The following is a 19,875-nucleotide window of genomic DNA, read 5'->3' as shown; positions in this document are numbered from 1 at the left end:
GCGATGGACGACATGCACCAGCCCTTGCAGTACAGCTCCCGCGCAAGGAATGCGTGAGCAAATCCTGCCCCTGGCAAAGACTGGTCCCTGTCAGTTCGGTCGCGGTTCCGGTATCATTCGGCATGAAAAATATTTCCTTCCAACCTTTTATCATTGGTGTCGCTGGCGGTAGCGGCAGTGGCAAATCCACCGTATCCCAGCAAGTACTGGCTTCCTTTGGCGCGGACATGGTCTCGGTCGTGATGCAGGATGACTACTACTGCGACCAAACCCATCTCAGCCCTGAAGTGCGCAGCCAGCAGAATTACGACCATCCGCAGGCTTTCGAGTGGCCATTGCTGGTACAACATGTCCAGGCCTTGCGCAATGGCGTAGCGATCGAGATGCCGGAGTACGACTTCACGCTCCACAATCGCTCCAGCAGGACCATTCCCGTCAAACCGGCCCCGGTGATCGTGATCGAAGGCCTGTTTGCCCTGTACGACGAAGACTTGCGCGACATGATGTCGCTGAAGATCTTTGTCGACACCGCCTCCGACGTCCGTTTCATCCGCCGCATGCAAAGGGATATCACCGAACGCGGCCGCTCGGTAGAAAGCGTCATCGAGCAATATCTGGAAACCGTACGCCCGATGCACAAGCAATTCATCGAGCCCACCAAGCGCAACGCCGACGTCATCTTGCCGCACGGCGCCAATGGGCCTGCGGTCGATATGATTACGACCAAGGTAGCGAGCGTGATTGGCGGGTTGAAGCGGGGCTGAGTTTGTCGGATCGGTTGTTTGATGATGTTATCGGATGAGGTGCGCTTGTTGCGGGCCTGGCTCGGCTTGGGGCCTGGACGGCGTACAAGCTGCGCCTGCGGAATCATCGCTGAAAGCAACTTGCTTTACTCTATGGGACATACAGCAAAAGGCCACCGCAAGGTGGCCTTTTGCTTTTGTGTTTTTGGAGCGAGAGGGGTTCGAACCGCAGATAAGCCATGAAGCTATAGGCTTGAATATACCTTCCGTTTAGACAGTCATTGATGGCCTGCCGGCAGGGAGCATCAAAACGCTCAACTGTGTTTTATGTTCCTTGCGGCGATCAATCCGGCGCAAGCTACATGAAATATTGGCATCGCCGCACTTGATTGTGGCTCGTCCTGCAAGATATGATGCTAAAAAGCAATTTTAAGAATTTTTTACAACATACGACATTTCGCTAAAGCACGCCAAAAGCTGCAGCGAAATATTTTGCAACCGGGCGAGAGACGCTCAAGACCAAGGATTTTCACGCATGGCAAACGATTTAGACGAAGTAACTGGCCCGATCAATGAGCAGGGCCGCGACATCAACGTCATCAGCAAGCAGATTCCCGTTCAAATCGGCACAGGATCGCTCATCTTCGAAATCGCCCTGTGGGCGGTGCTTCCGTTGCTCGGTCTCCTGGCGCTGCTGACCGGTATATTGCCGCAAACATACAGCCTGGGACTGCTGGTGTTGGGCGCCGTGCCTGGCTTGATCTTCCAGTTCATGAAAATCAACGCCCTGGCGTATCTGCGCAAGCTGCAGCAGAAAATCCAGGCCGATGCATCGCAGATCGACAATTACCTGGAACAGCGCGTCGTCGTCCTGAGCAACGTGGTTGGCCTGGTCGCGAAAGCGATCGATCTCGACAAGGATGTCATGAAGTCGGTAGCCGCTTACCGGAGCGGTCACAACGCCGATGCCGAACGCAATCAGGCATCCCAGAAAATCGACGGCATCTTTTCCCGTATCAGTCTGGCCGTCGAGTCCTATCCGGATCTGAAAGCGCACGCCGTCATCGCCGATGCCATGCGCCAGAACAGTTATCTTCAAAAGGAAGTGACCGCGGCGCGCACGCTGTATAACGATACCGTCGGCATGTGGAACCAGGACATCTTTGCCTGGCCGACCAAGCAGATCGTTGCGGCGCGGGCAGGCTATACCACGCGCATTCCCTTCACTGCCTCCGCCGAAACCAAGGCCGCCGCCCGGAGCGTCTTCTTTTGATCGACGACGTCCATGAACCATTAGCGCAGTATTCCAGCCATTTCAAGCATGCGCACGTCAACCATACATCGGACTTTTTCGAGGACCTGGTGCACCGCTCCGGCGTGGACGAGAACGCCAACATCAAGACGGTGCAGGAACTGCGCGTACTAGAGAGGCAGGCTGAGGGTGCCGATGCCAGCTACCTGTGGTGGCGCATCCTGCGCGGCGTCGCCATCGCCGCTGCGGTGCTGGCGGCGCTGTATATCTTCGCCCATTACGCACGGCCGTGGCTGGTGCTACCAGCGATTGCGCTTGCCCCTGCGATGTATGTGCTCAACCGCATCATCAACGATTCCAACGCGAAGTTAAAACGGCTGCAGCAAGCCTGCGAGGAAAAGCGTGCTGTGGCGTGGGGCCAAATGGCGCCACTGAACCGGCTGTTCGACTGGGATATCATCGCCAGGCTGATGCAGCAAACGGTGCCCCGCATCGCCTTCGATGCGTACTTCAGCAACGGCCGCATGGAAGAGCTGCGCAACAGCTTTGGCTGGTCTGGCAATCTCGGTGATGACCAGTCCATCGAATTCTCACACAGCGGTGTACTGAACGGCAACCCCTTCATTCTTGCGCGAACCTTGTCGCACTGGATGGGCAGCAAGAGATACGATGGCTCGCTCAGTATTTCCTGGACAGAACAGTACCGCAATTCGCAAGGCAAATGGGATACCAGAACCCGCCACGAAACGCTACGGGCATCGATCGAGCGTCCAATGCCTGCGTACGAAAACCGCACGTTTATTGTCTACGGCAACGAAGCGGCGCCGGATCTCGTGTTCAGCCGTCACCCTTCAAAACTATCCCAGCTGGAAGATGGCTTCTTCGACAAATGGCGCAAGAATCGCGCCATCAAGAAGCTGGAAGCCAAGTCGCGCGATGTTGGCGAGGGAAATAGTTTTACGGTGATGGCCAACCGCGAATTCGACGCTCTGTTTGATGCCACGGACCGCAACCATGAAGTGCAGTTCCGGCTGTTGTTCACGCCGCTGGCGCAGCAGGAAATGCTGAAGCTGCTCAAGGATAGCCAAACAGGTTTTGGCGACACCTTCGCCTTCGAGAAAACGCATATGATCAACGTCCTGGAATCGGCGCATATGCGCCCTACCGATATCAGCGGCGCCCCGGAGAAATTTTATGCCTACGAACTCGCCCAGGCGCGTACGTTTTTCAACGGCTATCACAACGATTTCTTCAAGTCCTTCTACTTCGGGATCGCCCCGCTGCTTGCCATCCCCTTGTACCAGCAACATCGATCGCACTCGGACATCTACAAAGACACGTATTCGCGCCAACCCTGCTTCTGGGAACATGAAGCGATTGCCAATTACCACGGCGAGGCGGTGTTCAAGCATCCCGAGTGCGTCACTCGCAGTATCCTGAAGACAGCCTTGCAGCAGGACTCCGACGGATCGCAGAAAGTGCATGTGACGGCCAGCGGCTTTCGCAGCGTAGCGCGTACCCACTACGTCTCCGTGCGCGGTGGCGATGGCCGCTCCCATCAGGTTCCCATTCATTGGGACGAGTATTTCGAAGTCGAGAACAGTGCCAGCATGCTGGTCAAGGAAATGGCTAGCGCCCCAGGCCACGCTGCTGAAGATAATGTCGCGGTACCGGCGGCGTTTTCACAGCTGGGGCTTGATGGCGGAAGGACGGTGCTGCGCAGGTCGATTTTTTCGACGGTTTTGGGGGGATAGGGGAACTTTTGCGGCTTCGCGGATTGCAGTGGGGGAAGTTGCTTACTTCAATTTGAGATCACAAAAAGCTCGTGGAAACACGGGCTTTTTTTATATCAAACTAACAAGCCGCGCAAGGCTCTGCTTGCATTCAATCTCATTTTGAGATAATCTTCTCGCGAAGGATGACCACCTGAAAACCGGTATGCGAGTTATCTCTAACAAAGCACTTACTGATTTTGCCGAACGCTATCCTGCTGCGGATGAGCCTATGCAAGCCTGGCGCAAGATCGTCGAGTCTCGTCATTTTGTCAGTTTTGCCGCGTTAAAGAACACCTTCAAGGCAACTGACCGTGTCGCCAATTATTATGTATTTGACATAGGCGGAAACAAGTATCGCATCATCGCTGCAATACACTTCAATCGACAGCTCCTCTATGTTCGAAACGTGTACACCCACAAGGAATATGACGCATGGAAGCCCTGACTGATCGCAAAGTGGTCGAACAAATCACGACGCATTACCAAGCCTTATCGACACTGGTGCCTCTGCATCCACTGAACGATGAGGCAGATTATGAGCGCGCAGTCGGTATCTTGAACGGCCTGCTCGATGCCGGCGCCGCCGATGAAAATCACCCCTTGGCCACGCTCGTTGAGACCCTCGGCATGTTGATCAGTCACTATGACGATCAGCACTACCCTGCCCCGCCAGTCTCGCCTGCTGCAGTGATACGCTCGCTGATGGAACAGCATGAATTGACTCAAAGGGACTTGGCCGAGATCGGCAGCCAGGGCGTCGTATCCGAAGTCTTGAGTGGGAAGCGGGAACTCAATATTCGTCAGGTGAAGGCATTGGCTAGGCGGTTTGATTTGCCTGTGGGTTTGTTTATTACTTGATGGGGGTGTTTGTGGGGGATCAGGATCAGTTCTGCCATTCAGACACGGACTGATGCATGAGGCGCAGTCGCTGCTACCATTGGAGCATCCGATTGTTACCCAAACCATGTTACCTCCTGAAAAGTACAACTAGCCTCTTCAGCCCCAGGGGGAGACCGAGGGGAGACGAATATAATATGAACTGCAAAGCTCGGGTGAATACCACGCGGTGCTAACTAACTACCATTGTAGATATGGCTTCATTTATGACACTCAGCATATTTAGCTTTAACGCTAAAAATATCTCTCTTTTTTAGCGTTTACGCTAAATAAAATTTGACTTTCGATTGCGCCGTGTTAGTCTCTACGCTAATATTTATAACTAAATTTAGGCTTAACGCTATGAAACTTTCAGAGCTGCTCAGCGACCGCCGTGCCCAATCGAACCGGACCTTGCAGCAGATGCACGACGTAACGGGCATTGCGACGTCGAGTATCAGCAAACTGCTCAGCGGAAAATCGGAAGCGAAAGCCGGTACACTTGAGGCGCTGGCAGACGCGCTTGACGCTACCTGGATACTGGTGCCCAAGCACCTGCTTCCCGAAGTGCAGCGATTGCTGTCCGGAAAGGCCATCGGTCCCGACGACTCGCCGTCGACTGTAGACCAGCTGTTCGGTGGCGGTCGCGAATGAGTAAGGAGCTACTGCCGCGCTATCTAGACGTTTTCTTGCAAGGTCAGCATATCGGCTGGCTGTGCGAAGCTGGGCGTGTAACGCGGTTCATTGCGACGGACGAGTACGTAGCAAACGCACGCCGGCCTACATTGTCGATTTCGATGACGGTACCTGGCGAGGACGAGCTGACCCGGAAGACGTTGACCAACTACTTCGACCAAGCGGTTTACCGTGAGCGTGGCGAACTGCCGCCGTTCTTCGCTGGCTTGCTGCCCGAGGGCGCGCTTCGCCGGCGTCTCGCCGCAACGCGCAAGGACCCGCGCGACATGGATGACTTCGGCGTGCTGGCCGCTGCTGGCGAGGATTTGCCTGGCGCGGTCCAGGTGAAGCCGGCGGACTTGGACAAGCTCACGGCGGCTGCTAGGGCATTCGGTGTCACGGGAGGCTCAGATAACCTCGAAATCGGGGTGCCAGAGCAGGCCGCCGAGGGTGCCGCGTCGCTGTCGGGAGTCCAAGACAAACTGGCGCTGTCGAGCGCGCAGAACGGCCAGCGCTACTGCATGCCGGTCAAGGGCACGCTCTCGGACCTGATTGCCAAGCTGCCGGCCCAGGGTGACGACTCGCAGGTCTTTAACGAATATGCATGCATGCAGCTGGCCGCGCAAGCCGGCGTGAACATCGCCCAGTGCCGCACTGTGCCGATGCGGGAAATGGTTGGTCGCGACGAATTGGTGGCGGCCCTGGGTCCGGATACGCATTTCCTCGCGCTTGACCGGTTCGACCGTGGTCCCAGCAGCGCGGTGCATATGGAAGATGCGTGCCAGCTCCTTCGCCTGATGCCAAACCAGAAGTACGCTGGCCGCGAATACTTCGTTCGCTTGGTACAGGTGCTCAACCGTTTCAGCACTCGCGGCATCGAGGACGTACGCCAGTTCTTCATTCGCCAGGTGGTGAACACGCTCCTGGGCAATTCCGACGCACATCTGAAAAATTTCTCCGTGCTCTATCACAACGGAGTGATGCCCGAACTCTCGCCGGCTTACGACATCGTGTGCGTTGCGGCGCTGCCGGGCTTCCAGGGATTCGGCACCAACGTTGCCATCGACAAGTACCAGCGCAAGGAAACGGTCGACGACTATATTACCGTGGCCAAGAGCGCCGGAATCTCTGAGCGCATTGCCAAGGCGGCAGTCAAGCAGACGGTCAACTTGGCAAAGGAGTTGTGGCCAGACGCATTGACCAAATTGAACGCGCCAACGGCGGTGCGCACCGAGATTCTGGACCGCCTTGCCACGCTGCCGCTGGCGAAATAGCGCCTGCTGGAGCGATTTTTCTCGAGCGCGGAGGGTCGGTTTGCCATTCAGACACGGGCTGATGCATGAGGCGCAGTAGAAGCGGGCTCAGCCGAAACATGATTAGAACCACGAACGCGCGCCCGCGGCGCGCGGGGCTGCCGCGTAGCGGCAGCAGATGGTCGATTCGGAGAGGGCCGGTAGGCCCGACCCTTCGAATCCCCCGCGCAGGGCGCGCAGGCGCCCTGCTTCTCTCCGCGTACAGACGAAAAAAAAGCTACCCGAGGGTAGCTTTTCTTTTTTCATCTGTGGCGGAGAGGGGGATTCAAATCATGGCTGGCATCCAGCATGAATGGCTAATTTCGACGAATGGTAGATTGAAGAATATCCCGAACCATTCCCTTGCGAAGAATAACTTGCCAAAAATTTAATACTTTCTCTATAGGAATTTCTTATATCCAAGAAATTTTACTAATTAAAAATACTTTATGATTCCTTTGGTTTCCTCAAAGAATAAATAGAAGACAAAATTTCATTGCCATATTTTTTATTCATGCTTTCCACAAAAGAAGGTTCAGCATCACGAGCAAAACCAAGCAGCCCTTGCAAACGATAAGATTCACTCTCAGCCAAATCTTTATATCGAAACTTGTGTATCATTGCTGAAATTTCTCTTTTTCGCCCTCGCCCCAAAGAAACCATTCCATCATTGTTTATAATTAATCCAGTCACACGCCTCTGGAATCGCTTTGACGAATGAATAGTTTTCTTATCATTCAATCGAAGCACAGGACAATCAAAATCAATTAAAGAATCGACTAGAAATTTATGGATTTCAGAACAAGCCCCTTTTTCATTTGTCGAAAAAGTTAAATCATCAGCATATCGAGTATATGTAATAGAGCGTTCTTGACACCAATATTCTATGCGAGAATCAAATTCATACAAAATAGCATTCGATAACAAGGGCGAACTTGGCGCTCCAACACTCAGGCATAGACCAAAATCTGGCTCACGAACACAAGATACTCTCGCCATATTGTCAATATCGTCAGGGGAAAAACTATCCACTAATAACAGACTCAAAAAATCATTCACATTATGATATTTTATTGAGTTGAAGAAATTACTAAAGTCAAATTTAGCCAGATATGAATTTTTCGAATGTGCTGCGGCGTTAATAGCTATACTTGTTCCAGCCTTATACGCCATTGCACAGCGATGAACAGGGAATTTCAAAAAAATATTTTCTATTAGCCAATGTTGAATATATTTCGTTTCTTTTGCAGGCTGAGCGATCCAACGATCTCCTCCTGTGCGCTTTTTTATTGTGTAATGTTTATAGGTATCTGGAGCACGTCTAATTAGACGTTCAAACTGCGAAGGATGAAGTCCTATATTTTCTTGAAGTAACTGAGGTAATGAATACTTCATCGCTGTACTCCCTTGGATGCTTGAGAGATGGCACGCTGACGATTTCTCTGTTTAGAATCAGTTTTATAGAACTGCAAGCACTCCATGTTCACACGTGCGGAATCAATTCGAATAGCTGCATCTTTTGAAGCCAGCCTAAGTCTATGAAATTTGCTTCTACCTACCATGAAAAACGTAGAATCGCTATACATTTCTTTTTTCAATAGACCAAATCTTTCCAAAAGAAATAATTTACGACGCAAATCATCACGTGAAATTTTTATATCAAAAAAATCTAAATAGGCCGAAAATTCACTTTCTCGCACCGCCGCAAAAATTGTCGTCAACTCGCACAATAAAGCAGCAACATGAGTTGTAAGATTCGGATTGAAAATTGATGTTTTTGGAATTTCCGATAATATTTCAGAAATATCAAATAACACATCTCTTACTACCTCATCTTCTATAGCATGGGGAGCAGAAATGTTCCATGGGTAATTTCTAACAGATGAATTTTTATTTTCTCTTAAAAAACGCAATATTCCTAAGTTTATAAAAGAAGCTAAATTAGCATCAGTCTCAAAATCTCGCGATTTAATTGCGACAATTTTTTCACTTAAGTCAGGAAGTTGTGAGAACGCACCTAGTTCGGCAATAGAACCAGCACTCTCAAGTGCAATAACAACCAAAGAGCAAATTCCAGCGAGCTCTTGCTCAAAGTTCATTAGATTTTTGAATAAACCATCCACGTGCCAGTCGGTTATATCTTCTGGGCGAAAAGTTTCAAATTCTGGGGGAGCATGGGTTATTGCGTGCCTTAAAGAAGATCGGATAGGTTCATCATCATCAGGGCGCTCTTTAAATCGAACCTTCCCTCCACAAAGTAAAACAATGTGGGATTCAGAAAACTCTACTCGTGCTTTCTCGAGATTTATTTTTTCTAACAAATTCTGTCGAGGATCTTCAATAATTTCTTGCATTTATGGGTTCTACACCTAGAAAAGCCGCAGCGGCATTTTGCGGATCGGAGTCGAGCATGAGCGAGCGTAGGGCCGTAAAATGCCGCTGCGGCTCATGTCGCCACAATCATATAGAGTCTGGCTAACCGCCCGACTAAGTTACGGATACTTTCGTAACCACATTCGCGTGAAGAACAATTAATTATCAATGTTGTTACACTTACTGTCAAGAAAAGGTTTGCAGTTTCTTTAATTTGACTTTCATACAGTAAAGTTTTATCCCTCTTCACAAAAACCGCAGGGATCGTGGTCGAAGCTGAAACTGCTCCCTCGGTGACCAGTATAAGTGTCAAGACCCGCCTGGTTATAAACACGTTTAACGAATAATTCTGGCTTTTTTGCCTGCCATTTCTGCGTTGCCTGAATCGGCGTTTCGTTGTTGAGAGCGCGCTGTGGGATGTTGTGGTTATAGATTTTCAGGTAATTGCGCAATGTTGATTCGAGCTCGGCCCTGGACGCGAAACGGGTCTGGTTGACGATCTCACTGATGCGGCCGTTGAAGCGTTCCACCATGCCGTTGGTCTGCGGATGACGTGGCGGGATCAGCGGATGAGCGGCTGAGGGTCAGTGAGCGGCTGAGGGTCAGTTCTGCCATTCCGACACAACCTCATCCATCATAAATCAAAGCAGAACAGCAGTACGCCCCGGCCCAAGTCGCAAGCAAGGGTTCTCCGGGCCCAGCGGGTCTGAAAAATGGTCAGGGCAAGGCGCGCGGGCGCAGACAGTACGCATGTACGGCAAGCCCAAGCAACGCAGCCATGGCCATTTTCTCAGGCCCGCGATTCAGGCCCGCACTTCAAGTGCAGCAGAGCCTGTTCTGCCATTCAGACACGGACTGATGCATGAGGTGCAGTAGAAGCGGGCTCAATCGAAACCTGATTAGAACCACGAACGCGCACCCGCAGCGCGCGGGGCTGCCGCGCAGCGGCAGCAGTTAGTGGATTCGGAGAGGCTCGCCCCGGTAGGGGCGATGCCTTCGAATCCCCCGCGCACGCCCCGCAGGGGGCGTGCTTCTCTCCGCGTACAGACGAAAAAAAAAGCTACCCGAGGGTAGCTTTTGTTTTTTCATCTGTGGCGGAGAGAGGGGGATTCGAACCCCCGATAGAGTATTACCCTATACACGCTTTCCAGGCGTGCGCCTTCAGCCGCTCAGCCATCTCTCCTGAAGGCAATGTGTGCGTCTTGCTTGCTCACATCGTGTATTGCATCTCGCTTGTCGCGAAGCCGCAGATTATAGCAAAGATTCCACAGAGTGCCAAAGATATTTACCCTGAAGTAAAAGTAACCCGGGACAGAACAGGGTCGTACCCTCAGGGTACGACCCTGGCTGTTGTTTTGGGTTATTACGACGCCTCTTTCAGTTGATCCAAGATAGCGGGGTTTTCCAAAGTCGACACATCCTGCGTAATCGTCTCGCCCTTGGCCAGCACGCGCAGCAAACGGCGCATGATTTTGCCGGAACGGGTTTTGGGGAGGTTGTCGCCGAAGCGGATTTCTTTTGGTTTCGCGATCGGGCCGATTTCCTTGCCGACCCAGTTGCGCAGCTCCAGCGCCAGCTTCTTCGCTTCCTCGCCGGTGGGGCGGGCTTGCTTCAAGACCACGAAGGCGCAGATCGACTCGCCGGTCGTGTCGTCCGGGCGGCCGACTACGGCCGCTTCAGCCACCAGCGGGTTGGCGACCAGGGCCGATTCGATTTCCATCGTGCCCATGCGGTGGCCGGAAACGTTCAGCACGTCATCGATGCGGCCCGTGATCGTGAAGTAGCCGGTGTCCTTGTTGCGGATGGCGCCGTCGCCGGCCAGGTACATCTTGCCGCCCAGTTCTTCCGGGAAATAGCTGGACTTGAAACGGTCCGGGTTGTTCCAGATGGTGCGTATCATCGATGGCCATGGGCGTTTCACCACCAGAATGCCGCCCTGGCCGTTCGGCACGTCCTGGCCCGCTTCGTCGACGATGGCGGCCATGATGCCGGGCAATGGCAGGGTGCAGGAACCGGGCACCATCGGCGTGGCGCCTGGCAATGGGGTGATCATGTGGCCGCCCGTTTCCGTTTGCCAGAAGGTGTCGACAATCGGGCACTTCTCGCCGCCGATGTTTTTGTAGTACCACATCCAGGCTTCCGGATTGATCGGCTCGCCCACCGTGCCCAGCAGGCGCAGGCTGCTCAAGTCATAGTGTTGCGGATGCACTTTCGGATCCACGTCAGCAGCCTTGATCAGCGAACGGATGGCCGTAGGCGCCGTGTAGAAGATGCTGACCTTATGCTTTTTGATGGTTTCCCAGAAGCGGCCCGCGTTCGGGTAAGTCGGGATACCCTCGAATACCACTTGCGTGGCGCCCACGGCCATCGGGCCATAGGCGATGTAGCTGTGGCCCGTCACCCAGCCGATGTCGGCCGTACACCAGAACACGTCGTCGGGCTTGATGTCGAAACTCCATTTCATCGTCAGCGCGGCCCACAGCAAATAGCCGCCGCTGGAATGCTGCACGCCTTTTGGCGTACCGGTCGAGCCGGAGGTGTACAGAATAAACAAAGGATGCTCGGCATCCACCCATTCCGGCTCGCATTGCGCGCTCTGGTTTGCGACCAGGTCATGCAGCCAGGTATCGCGGCCCGCCTGCATAGGCAGATCGCTGCCCGTGCGTTGGTAGACGATGACGTTTTTGACGGACTCGCAGCCGCCCAGCGCCAGCGCCTCGTCGACGATGGATTTCAAGGGCAGCTTCTTGCCGCCACGCAGTTGCTCGTCACCGGTGATGACGGCCACGGCGCCCGCGTCGATGATGCGCTCTTGCAAGGATTTGGCCGAGAAGCCGCCGAACACGACCGAGTGGGTGGCGCCGATGCGCGCGCAGGCTTGCATGGCGGCGACGCCTTCGACCGACATCGACATATAGATGATGACGCGGTCGCCCTTGGCAATACCTTTGGATTTCAGGCCGTTGGCGAACTTGCTGACTTTTTCATGCAGTTCTTTATAGCTGGCTTTGGTAACCGTGCCGTCGTCGGCTTCGAAGATGATGGCGGTCTTGTCGCCCAGGCCATTTTCGATGTTGCGGTCCAGGCAGTTGTACGACACATTCAACTGGCCGTCTTCGAACCATTTGTAGAACGGCGCGTTGTCTTCGTTCAGGGTGCGGGTGAACGGCTTTTTCCAGCTCAGGTTGTCGCGCGCCAGCTTGGCCCAGAAACCTTCGTAGTCGCGCTCGGCGTCAGCCACCATCGCGTGGTAGGCATCCATGCCAGAGATCGTTGCTTGCGCGGCAAATGCCGCCGATGGATCAAATACGCGCGACTCTTCCGGTCCTTGCTGCTGCGTGCCCTGCCCTTGGTTTTCTGTACCGGCCATGCTTGTCTCCAGTGTAGTGTGTTTGCCAACACGATAAGCGCAGTGCCTTACGGACGCCTTACATGCAGCGTTTCCTCTGTCAGCACTAACAGTAATCGCCATCGGCAACAGGCGTCAAGGGGGCGCTGCACAGTATTTTTGATGGGAAAATAAAGAATGTACCGAATAGTTAATACCACTTTGTCTTTCATCAAGGTCAACAATCCAGATCAAGGCCAAGCGCACTGCCTGCCAGCACGTGTAAAATATCGGGCGTAGCAAAAAATTGCTTTAATCTCAGGAACCTTTAATGAACGACCAGAAAAAATCCATACCACGCAAGTTGCACCCCTTGTCCGCCTTCATCTTCATGTCGCGCTGGCTGCAACTGCCGCTGTACCTGGGCCTGATCCTGGCCCAGTGCGTGTATGTATTCCATTTCTGGGTCGAACTGTCGGACCTGATCGGCGCCGTGTTCGGCAATGATGCAGCCCTGCAGCACGTGCTGACGGCTGTTGCCGTGCCGGGTGCGCCGCTGCCGACCAAGCTCAATGAAACGTCCATCATGCTGGTGGTGCTGGGCCTGATCGACGTGGTCATGATTTCGAACCTGTTGATCATGGTCATCATCGGCGGCTATGAAACCTTTGTGTCGCGCATGCACCTGGACGACCATCCTGACCAGCCGGAATGGCTGTCGCACGTCAATGCGTCTGTGCTGAAAACCAAGCTGGCCATGGCCATCATCGGCATCTCGTCCATCCACCTGCTGAAGACTTTCATCAATGCCAGTTCGTACAAGCTGGACGTGATCATTGCGCAAACGGTGATCCATATGGTCTTCATCATTTCGGCCATGGCGATAGCCTACACGGACCGTATCATGACCGTGACGCAAAACCAGGCGCGTCCCCACTAAACTTCAAGCCCACGACCGCCAGCGGCATGTGGGCTTTTTTTTGATGCAGTAACAAGTCTTACCCTTCTTATCCCTCGCGAGAACACCATGACTGTCATAAAGCAAGAAGACCTGATCGAATCCGTCGCCGCAGCGTTGCAGTACATTAGCTACTACCATCCTGCTGATTATATCGAGCACCTGGCGCGTGCCTACGAGACCGAGCAAAGCCCGGCGGCCAAGGATGCGATCGCGCAAATCCTGACCAACTCGCGCATGTGCGCGGAAGGCAAGCGCCCGATCTGCCAGGATACCGGCATCGTCAACGTCTTCCTGAAAATCGGCATGGGCGTGCGCTTCGAAGGTTTTACTGGCACCGTGACCGACGCCGTCAACGAAGGCGTGCGCCGCGCCTACAATTTCGATGACAACAAGCTGCGCGCTTCCATCGTGGCCGACCCGCATTTCGACCGCAAGAACACCAAGGACAACACGCCAGCCGTGGTGCACATGGAACTGGTCGAAGGCCATACCGTTGACGTAAAAGTGGCGGCCAAGGGCGGCGGTTCGGAAAACAAGTCGAAGATGATCATGATGAACCCATCCGATTCGCTGGTGGACTGGGTCATGAAAACCGTGCCAACCATGGGCGCCGGCTGGTGTCCGCCTGGCATGCTGGGCATCGGCATCGGCGGCACGGCTGAAAAAGCCATGCTGATGGCAAAAGAAGTGTTGATGGAAGACATCGACATGTATGAGCTGAAACAACGCGGCCCGCAAAACAAGCTGGAAGAACTGCGCATCGAACTGTGCGACAAGATCAACTCGCTGGGCATCGGCGCGCAAGGCCTGGGCGGCCTGACCACCGTGCTGGACGTCAAGATCATGATGTACCCGACGCATGCTGCCTCGAAACCGGTCGCCATGATTCCTAACTGCGCCGCCACCCGCCACGGCCACTTCGTGCTGGACGGCTCGGGCCCTGCCTACATGACCCCGCCACCGCTGTCGACCTGGCCAGATGTGAGCTGGGCGCCGGACACGGAAAAATCCAAACGCGTGGACCTCAACACCCTGACCAAGGAAGAAGTTGCTTCCTGGACGCCAGGCCAGACCCTGCTGTTGAACGGCAAGATGCTGACCGGCCGCGACGCTGCCCACAAACGTATCCAGGACATGCTGGCCAAGGGCGAGGAATTGCCAGTCGACTTCAAGAACCGCGTGATTTACTACGTCGGCCCGGTCGACCCGGTACGCGATGAAGTGGTCGGCCCAGCCGGCCCGACGACGGCCACCCGCATGGACAAGTTCACCGATATGATGCTGGAAAAAACCGGCCTGATCGCCATGATCGGCAAGGCCGAGCGCGGCCCGGTCGCCATCGAGTCTATCCAGAAACACCAATCGGCCTACCTGATGGCCGTCGGCGGTTCCGCCTACCTGGTGTCGAAAGCCATCAAGGGCGCCAAAGTGCTGGGCTTTGCCGACATGGGCATGGAAGCGATCTATGAATTCGACGTGGTCGACATGCCGGTGACGGTGGCCGTGGACTCGAAAGGCACTTCGGTGCACAACACGGGTCCGAAAGAATGGCAGGCAAAGATCGAGCAACTCAATAGCGTCAGCAAGATTCCCGTGACTGTCGCTTAAACAAGCACTACCATGAACGCCGCGCGGCAACCTAGCGCGGCGTTTTTTTATCCCTTCAGCCCTATATGACTTTGACTTCAAGCGACACCAACCCTGGCAGCCCCATCGGCGTCTTCGATTCCGGCGTGGGCGGCCTGTCGGTGCTGCGCCATATCCGCACGCAGTTGCCGCAGGAAGACCTGATCTACTTTGCCGATTCCGGCTACGCGCCGTATGGCGACAAGACGGAGCAGCAAGTGATAGACCGTTCACTGGCGATCGCCGCCTATCTGCTGGCCCAAGGCGCCAAGGCCATCGTGGTGGCCTGCAACACGGCCACCGTGGCCGCCATCAAGGCGCTGCGGACGCGTTACCCTGAATTACCGCTGGTGGGCGTCGAACCCGGCTTGAAACCTGCCGCCGCCTTGACGCGCAACGGCAAGATCGGCGTGCTGGCCACCAGCCGCACCTTGTCCGGCGAAAAGTTCCTCTTGCTGCGCGAACAGATCAGCGCCGCCAGCCAGGCGCAATTCCTGCTGCAGCCCTGCGTCGGCCTGGTCGACCTGATCGAACAATGCGCCCTGGGCCAGGACAGCAACGACGCCACCAGCGCCATGCTTGAACGCTACATCGCGCCGCTGCTGGCACAAGGCGTCGATACGCTGGTGCTCGGCTGCACCCACTACCCCTTCGTACAAGACGCCATCGAACGCACGGTGCGCGCCCATACGGCTAGCCCAATCACCCTGGTCGATACGGGCGAAGCGGTCGCGCGGCAACTGGCCCGCTTATTGGATGCGGCCGGCTTGCGGCGCGACGGCAACCCTGCACCGCAGCTGCGCGGCTATACGACGGCCGGGGTCGATATGCTGGCGCAAGCATTTGCCGGATTGCTGGACTTGCATCCCCCGGTGGAACATCTGTCCGTATAGGGAAAAGCAGGGTTTACAGGCAATCTTTCGAATAATGAAAAAAGACTGGATTTAGATTTGCCACTTTGCCGAATCCTTTGTATAATTCGGCACCTGTTCAGCAAAACAGCTAAATAGCTGAAGTAGTGAAGCAGATTAGTAAGACAGTGGTGGCTGTAGCTCAGTTGGTAGAGTCCAGGATTGTGATTCCTGTTGTCGTGGGTTCGAGCCCCATCAGCCACCCCACAGAATGCGTAGTAAAGAAAAGGGTTACATGCTTAGGCTTGTAATCCTTTTTTCATTTCTGGCAGCACTTTAACGGGTACTGCGAAGACAGCTTAACTTATTGCTGAAGCAGTCTTTTAAACAGATGCGTCCTGAAGTCTCTCTTAGTACTGATAAACATGTGTATCAGTACCAAACTATCGTCGAACTCATAAACTATCCTTGTCTGCCTGACCAAGGTGTATCGAATGTTGCTGGTGCCGAGCTCTCTCAAGCCGTCAATCACATGGCCGATTTTCGGATTGGCTTTGATGAGCTGGAAAGAGTGCTTGTATTCGGCATTGACCGTGCTCCAGACAGTGTCTCCGAACTGCCTTTTGACATAAGCCTTGATATCCCTGAACTCCTCCTTGGCGCTATCAAGAATAACGATTCTTCTGGTCACGATCAGTCGTCCATCTCGTCAAGAAATGCTTCAGCATCGCTAAATTTTCCTTCCTTGAACTCTTTCTTTCCTAACGCCAGCAACTTCAACAGGGCCATTGTTTCTTGTTGCTTTTCATATTCATTGATGTCCATCACCACCATCTTGGCTTCGCCGTTCTGGGTGATGATGATGGGTTCGGGATTGACGGCAAATTCCTTGACGATTTCCGCTGCGCTGGACTTCAGGTAGGTAATGGGTCTGATCTGCTCTGCCAGGGACATGATGGCTCCTTGCTTGTGTAGTGGACAGAATACAGTCTGAATTCTACCCTATCGGCGATCGCAGGGTATAGCGCAAACATGAGCAACACACTGATCACCCCGCCAGCACCGACTCCACCGTCGTCGCCAGGTCTTCCATGCGCACCGGTTTGACGAGGAAATGGCGGAAGCCTACCGTCAGCGCGTCGTCCATATACATGGGCAGGCTGTGGCCGGTGACGGCGATCAGCACGGCGTTGGCGGTGTCGGGATTGTTGCGCAGGCGGCGGCCGATTTCGATGCCGCTGATGCCGGGCATTTCGATGTCGAGGTAGACGGCGTCGGGTACGCGTAGTTTGACTTGCTCGGCAGCCATCTGCCAGTTGCGCACCACCACTACCTGGTGGCCAAAAGTTTCCAGCAGCAGGGCCAGCGTTTCGCCCACTTCCTGATTGTCGTCCACCACCAGCAGGTGCAACTGGCGCTTGCCTTCCGATTGCGCGGCATCCGTATGGCGGCGCTCCGGTGGCGTCGTTTCCGCCTTGTTTTCCATTAGATAGCTCATAGTGCCTTCACGTCCAACGGCTGCAAAAACGGCAGTATACAAGAAGGTCCGAGGATGCTGCCGCACCCCAGAGGAGTAGCTGGATAGCATCTAAACCCCGCATGGACAGTGACTTGCCTGCAAATCTACGTAGTTTGTGTCATTGACGATAAAAATAAGAATCATTATCATTCTCATCCTTTAGCCGCCGGATGCCTACGCCACGCCATATCACCTTGCGTTGCGCCGTCCCACCGTCTGCGCAACCTTTTCCACCGGAGCACTGCATGGCCGCCGCACCTTATAACCACTCCCTGACACTGCGCCCTGGCGCGCTGGCCATCGCCCTCGCCTGCCTGGCCATGCCGTATGCGGCCCATGCGGAGGATGCCAGCAATATCAGTTCCGATACCACTGCCGTAGCCGCCACCGACAATAGCGCCGCGCCGGGCAGCAGCGCCGATAATGCCGGCCCGGTGCTGGAAGCGATCCAGGTAAGCAGCAATTTGCTGGGCACTACCATGTCGGCCAGCACCAAGAACTTTGCCGGCGCGCGCACTGTGGTGCAAAAGGATGCCATCCAGAATTCGGGCGCCACCAGCCTCAGCGATGTGATGCGCCGTATTCCCGGTGTGCAGATCAGCGATAACTCGGGCAGTTCCGGCAGCGCCGTCTCGCTCAATATTGGCGTGCGCGGCCTGGCCGGGCGTTATTCGCCGCGCAGTACGGTATTGCTCGATGGCATACCGATGGCGGTGGCGCCCTATGGTCAGCCGCAACTGTCGTTCGCTCCCGTCAGCCTGGCCAATATCGAGACAGTCGACGTGGTGCGCGGCGGTGGCGCCGTACGCTTCGGCCCGCAGAACGTGGGCGGTATCATCAACTTCAAGACGCGCGCGATTCCCAACACGCCAGGCATCACGGGCGACGCCAGCGTGCGCTACAACAGCTATAGCGAAACGGGACAAAACCAGCAGTACAGCGTGTTTGCCGGTGGCCAGCTCGACAATGGCCTGGGCCTGGCCCTGCTGTATTCGGGCGTGCGCGGCAGCGACTGGCGCGTGGGCAGCGATGAAAAGGTCAACGATTTCGCGATCAAGTACCACTATGACCTGAGCCCGACTTCCGAAATCTACGGCAAGCTGTCCTACTATGATGTCAATTCGCGCACGCCAGGCGGCCTGACTGTGGCCCAATACAAGGCCAATCCCTACCAGAATACGCGCCCGACCGACTTCTGGAGCGGCGACCGCACGGCGTTTGATATCGGCTATCTGAACTCCATTTCCGATACACAAGAATTTGAAATCCGCAGCTATTACAACACCAGCTCGCGCCAGAGTACCTTGATCAACGGCGCGAACCTGGGCCACCAGCCGCGCAACTATGAAACCATCGCCATCGAGCCGCGCTACACGCAGCGCTTCAGCACCGGCAAGGTATCGCAGGACGTTACCGTCGGCTACCGCTATCTGAGGGAGCGTGCTGACGAGACCGTCTACAACACGGTGCTCGCCACCAACGCGCAACTGGCGCCGACGGCCTTCGCCAATAACTCCACCGATGCGCAATCGCTGTATATCGACGACAAGATCGCCATCAACTCCTGGCGCATCACGCCGGGCGTGCGCTACGAACATATCAAGACGGTGCGCGTCAATCACATACCGAGCGACCAGGAAATCGCCCTGCTCAACAACAAGGCCCTGCCATCGATCAATGTCGCCTACTTGCTGAACAGTAATGTGACCCTGTTCACCGACTACAACAGCTCGTTTGGCGCCGTGCAAAACACCCAGCTCAACTCGCAGTCGGCGAATAATCCGCTGCAACCGGAACTGGCGAAAACGGCGGAACTGGGCGCGCGCTGGAAAAGCGCGCAACTGTCGGCCGAAGCGACTCTGTTCAATATCAAGTTCGACAACCAGATCCAGTCGGTCGGCAGCGGCATCAATACCATCTTCTTCAATATTGGCGCGACCCATCATCGTGGCCTGGAAACGGCGGTGGACTACCACTTCGATGATCGGGGTCCATTGGCGGGTTTCAGCACCTATGCCACCTACACCTATACCAAGGCCACTTTGCAAGATGGCGTGAATGCGGACAACGATGTGTCCTTCTATTCGCGCAACACCGATACGCTGGGCACCCATTACCAGCAGGGCGCCTGGGGCTTTGACTTGTCGACCACGCACCAAAGCCGTCAGTTTGCCGATGAAGCCAATACCGTGCTGGAAAACGCTGCCGGCAACCTAGGCATCATCCCCGGCTACCGCACCTGGAATACCCAGGTGAAATGGAAAGTGCCAGGGCAAAAAGGACTGGAACTGGTGGCTGGCGCCAACAACCTGACCAACAAGAGCTACTTCACGCGCACTTCCGACAGCAACCTGGGCAAGATGGTCGGCGCACCGCGCATGGTGTATCTGCAAGGCAGGTTGGCGTTTTAAGCGAGGAATTGACTGCACACTGATCAGATCGATAGCCTCCGGGCTACCCGGCACGCTACAAAAACCTGCACCACTGTTGTTTTGGTGCAGGTTTTTTTTCGCCCCAATGTTACAAAATTACTCTGATGCAATTGAGATAACAGCGCTGGCCACTCTGAGCCTGCACTTTAATTAATTCACTTTGGAAATCAAT

General features: G+C 54.7%; 17 protein-coding genes, 2 tRNA genes and 1 pseudogene. 12 read left to right on the top strand and 8 right to left on the bottom strand.

What is annotated here, in order from left to right; translation table 11 throughout:
- Nucleotides 1-122: 122 nt before the first annotated feature.
- The 7 genes from udk to HDE72_RS06185 all read left to right on the top strand — a co-directional run bounded on the left by udk (nt 123) and on the right by HDE72_RS06185 (nt 6,595).
- Nucleotides 123-764: a uridine kinase gene (udk, locus tag HDE72_RS06215; RefSeq protein ID WP_183738007.1), complete on the top strand. Its 642-nt coding sequence runs from the start codon at nt 123-125 to the stop codon at nt 762-764.
- A 514-nt stretch (nt 765-1,278) separates the two neighbouring features.
- Nucleotides 1,279-2,016 carry a LemA family protein gene (locus tag HDE72_RS06210; RefSeq protein WP_183738005.1) on the top strand — a complete coding sequence of 246 codons (738 nt, stop codon included), beginning with the start codon at nt 1,279-1,281 and terminating at the stop codon, nt 2,014-2,016.
- The gene (locus HDE72_RS06205; protein ID WP_183738002.1) at nt 2,013-3,749 is read left to right on the top strand and encodes an MAG1210 family protein; all 1,737 of its coding nucleotides are present in this window, start codon (nt 2,013-2,015) and stop codon (nt 3,747-3,749) included. Before HDE72_RS06210 ends, HDE72_RS06205 begins: the two co-directional genes overlap by 4 nt.
- A gap of 184 nt (nt 3,750-3,933) precedes the next feature.
- Nucleotides 3,934-4,215: a type II toxin-antitoxin system HigB family toxin gene (locus tag HDE72_RS06200; protein WP_183738000.1), complete on the top strand. Its 282-nt coding sequence runs from the start codon at nt 3,934-3,936 to the stop codon at nt 4,213-4,215.
- On the top strand, nt 4,203-4,628 hold the full coding sequence (locus HDE72_RS06195) for a helix-turn-helix domain-containing protein (protein WP_183737998.1): 426 nt from the start codon (nt 4,203-4,205) through the stop codon (nt 4,626-4,628). Before HDE72_RS06200 ends, HDE72_RS06195 begins: the two co-directional genes overlap by 13 nt.
- A gap of 381 nt (nt 4,629-5,009) precedes the next feature.
- The gene (locus tag HDE72_RS06190; protein ID WP_183737996.1) at nt 5,010-5,300 is read left to right on the top strand and encodes a helix-turn-helix domain-containing protein; all 291 of its coding nucleotides are present in this window, start codon (nt 5,010-5,012) and stop codon (nt 5,298-5,300) included.
- Entirely contained in the window at nt 5,297-6,595 is a 1,299-nt protein-coding gene (locus tag HDE72_RS06185; RefSeq protein WP_183737994.1) for a type II toxin-antitoxin system HipA family toxin, read from the top strand. The genes HDE72_RS06190 and HDE72_RS06185 overlap by 4 nt, the downstream gene beginning before the upstream one ends.
- A gap of 465 nt (nt 6,596-7,060) precedes the next feature.
- On the opposite strand, the gene HDE72_RS06180 is transcribed toward HDE72_RS06185, so the two are convergent.
- The 5 genes and pseudogenes from HDE72_RS06180 to acs form a co-directional block, all read right to left on the bottom strand.
- Entirely contained in the window at nt 7,061-8,008 is a 948-nt protein-coding gene (locus tag HDE72_RS06180) for a retron St85 family RNA-directed DNA polymerase (protein WP_183737992.1), read from the bottom strand.
- Complete coding sequence (locus tag HDE72_RS06175; RefSeq protein WP_183737990.1) at nt 8,005-8,967, bottom strand: retron St85 family effector protein; 963 nt, start codon at nt 8,965-8,967, stop codon at nt 8,005-8,007. Before HDE72_RS06175 ends, HDE72_RS06180 begins: the two co-directional genes overlap by 4 nt.
- Nucleotides 8,968-9,294: 327 nt before the next feature.
- A pseudogene (locus HDE72_RS06170) lies at nt 9,295-9,558 on the bottom strand (integrase core domain-containing protein); the annotation flags it as partial.
- Nucleotides 9,559-10,078: 520 nt separating this feature from the next.
- Nucleotides 10,079-10,169, bottom strand: a tRNA-Ser gene (locus HDE72_RS06165).
- 180 nt (nt 10,170-10,349) lie between these two features.
- Entirely contained in the window at nt 10,350-12,356 is a 2,007-nt protein-coding gene (gene acs, locus HDE72_RS06160; RefSeq protein ID WP_183737988.1) for an acetate--CoA ligase, read from the bottom strand.
- A 289-nt stretch (nt 12,357-12,645) separates the two neighbouring features.
- On the opposite strand from acs, the gene HDE72_RS06155 reads away from it, so the two are divergent.
- From HDE72_RS06155 to HDE72_RS06140, 4 genes are all read left to right on the top strand, one after another.
- A complete protein-coding gene (locus HDE72_RS06155; protein ID WP_183737986.1) occupies nt 12,646-13,254 on the top strand; it encodes a YqhA family protein in 609 nt (202 codons plus the stop codon).
- Nucleotides 13,255-13,341: 87 nt separating this feature from the next.
- Nucleotides 13,342-14,883, top strand: coding sequence for a fumarate hydratase (locus HDE72_RS06150; RefSeq protein WP_183737984.1), 1,542 nt, complete (start codon nt 13,342-13,344; stop codon nt 14,881-14,883).
- Between the two features lie 65 nt (nt 14,884-14,948).
- Nucleotides 14,949-15,794, top strand: a complete 846-nt coding sequence (gene murI, locus HDE72_RS06145; protein WP_183737982.1) for a glutamate racemase — start codon at nt 14,949-14,951, stop codon at nt 15,792-15,794.
- Nucleotides 15,795-15,943: 149 nt separating this feature from the next.
- A tRNA-His gene (locus tag HDE72_RS06140) sits at nt 15,944-16,019 on the top strand.
- A 97-nt stretch (nt 16,020-16,116) separates the two neighbouring features.
- Here the strand turns inward: HDE72_RS06140 and HDE72_RS06135 are convergent.
- From HDE72_RS06135 to HDE72_RS06125, 3 genes are all read right to left on the bottom strand, one after another.
- Nucleotides 16,117-16,443, bottom strand: coding sequence for a type II toxin-antitoxin system RelE/ParE family toxin (locus tag HDE72_RS06135; RefSeq protein ID WP_183737980.1), 327 nt, complete (start codon nt 16,441-16,443; stop codon nt 16,117-16,119).
- 2 nt (nt 16,444-16,445) lie between these two features.
- The gene (locus tag HDE72_RS06130; protein WP_183737978.1) at nt 16,446-16,706 is read right to left on the bottom strand and encodes a type II toxin-antitoxin system Phd/YefM family antitoxin; all 261 of its coding nucleotides are present in this window, start codon (nt 16,704-16,706) and stop codon (nt 16,446-16,448) included.
- Between the two features lie 94 nt (nt 16,707-16,800).
- Nucleotides 16,801-17,250 (bottom strand): response regulator, encoded by a 450-nt coding sequence (locus tag HDE72_RS06125; RefSeq protein ID WP_183737976.1) that lies wholly within the window; start codon nt 17,248-17,250, stop codon nt 16,801-16,803.
- 266 nt (nt 17,251-17,516) lie between these two features.
- Between HDE72_RS06125 and HDE72_RS06120 the strand changes: the two genes are divergently transcribed.
- A complete protein-coding gene (locus HDE72_RS06120) occupies nt 17,517-19,682 on the top strand; it encodes a TonB-dependent receptor family protein (RefSeq protein WP_260176537.1) in 2,166 nt (721 codons plus the stop codon).
- The last annotated feature ends 193 nt before the right edge of the window (nt 19,683-19,875 follow it).

Source organism: Janthinobacterium saanense (assembly GCF_014200675.1).
In the GTDB taxonomy this organism is placed as follows: domain Bacteria; phylum Pseudomonadota; class Gammaproteobacteria; order Burkholderiales; family Burkholderiaceae_D; genus Janthinobacterium.
Note: the sequence above shows the minus strand (reverse complement) of the source record. Positions and strands in the feature narration are given on the sequence as shown.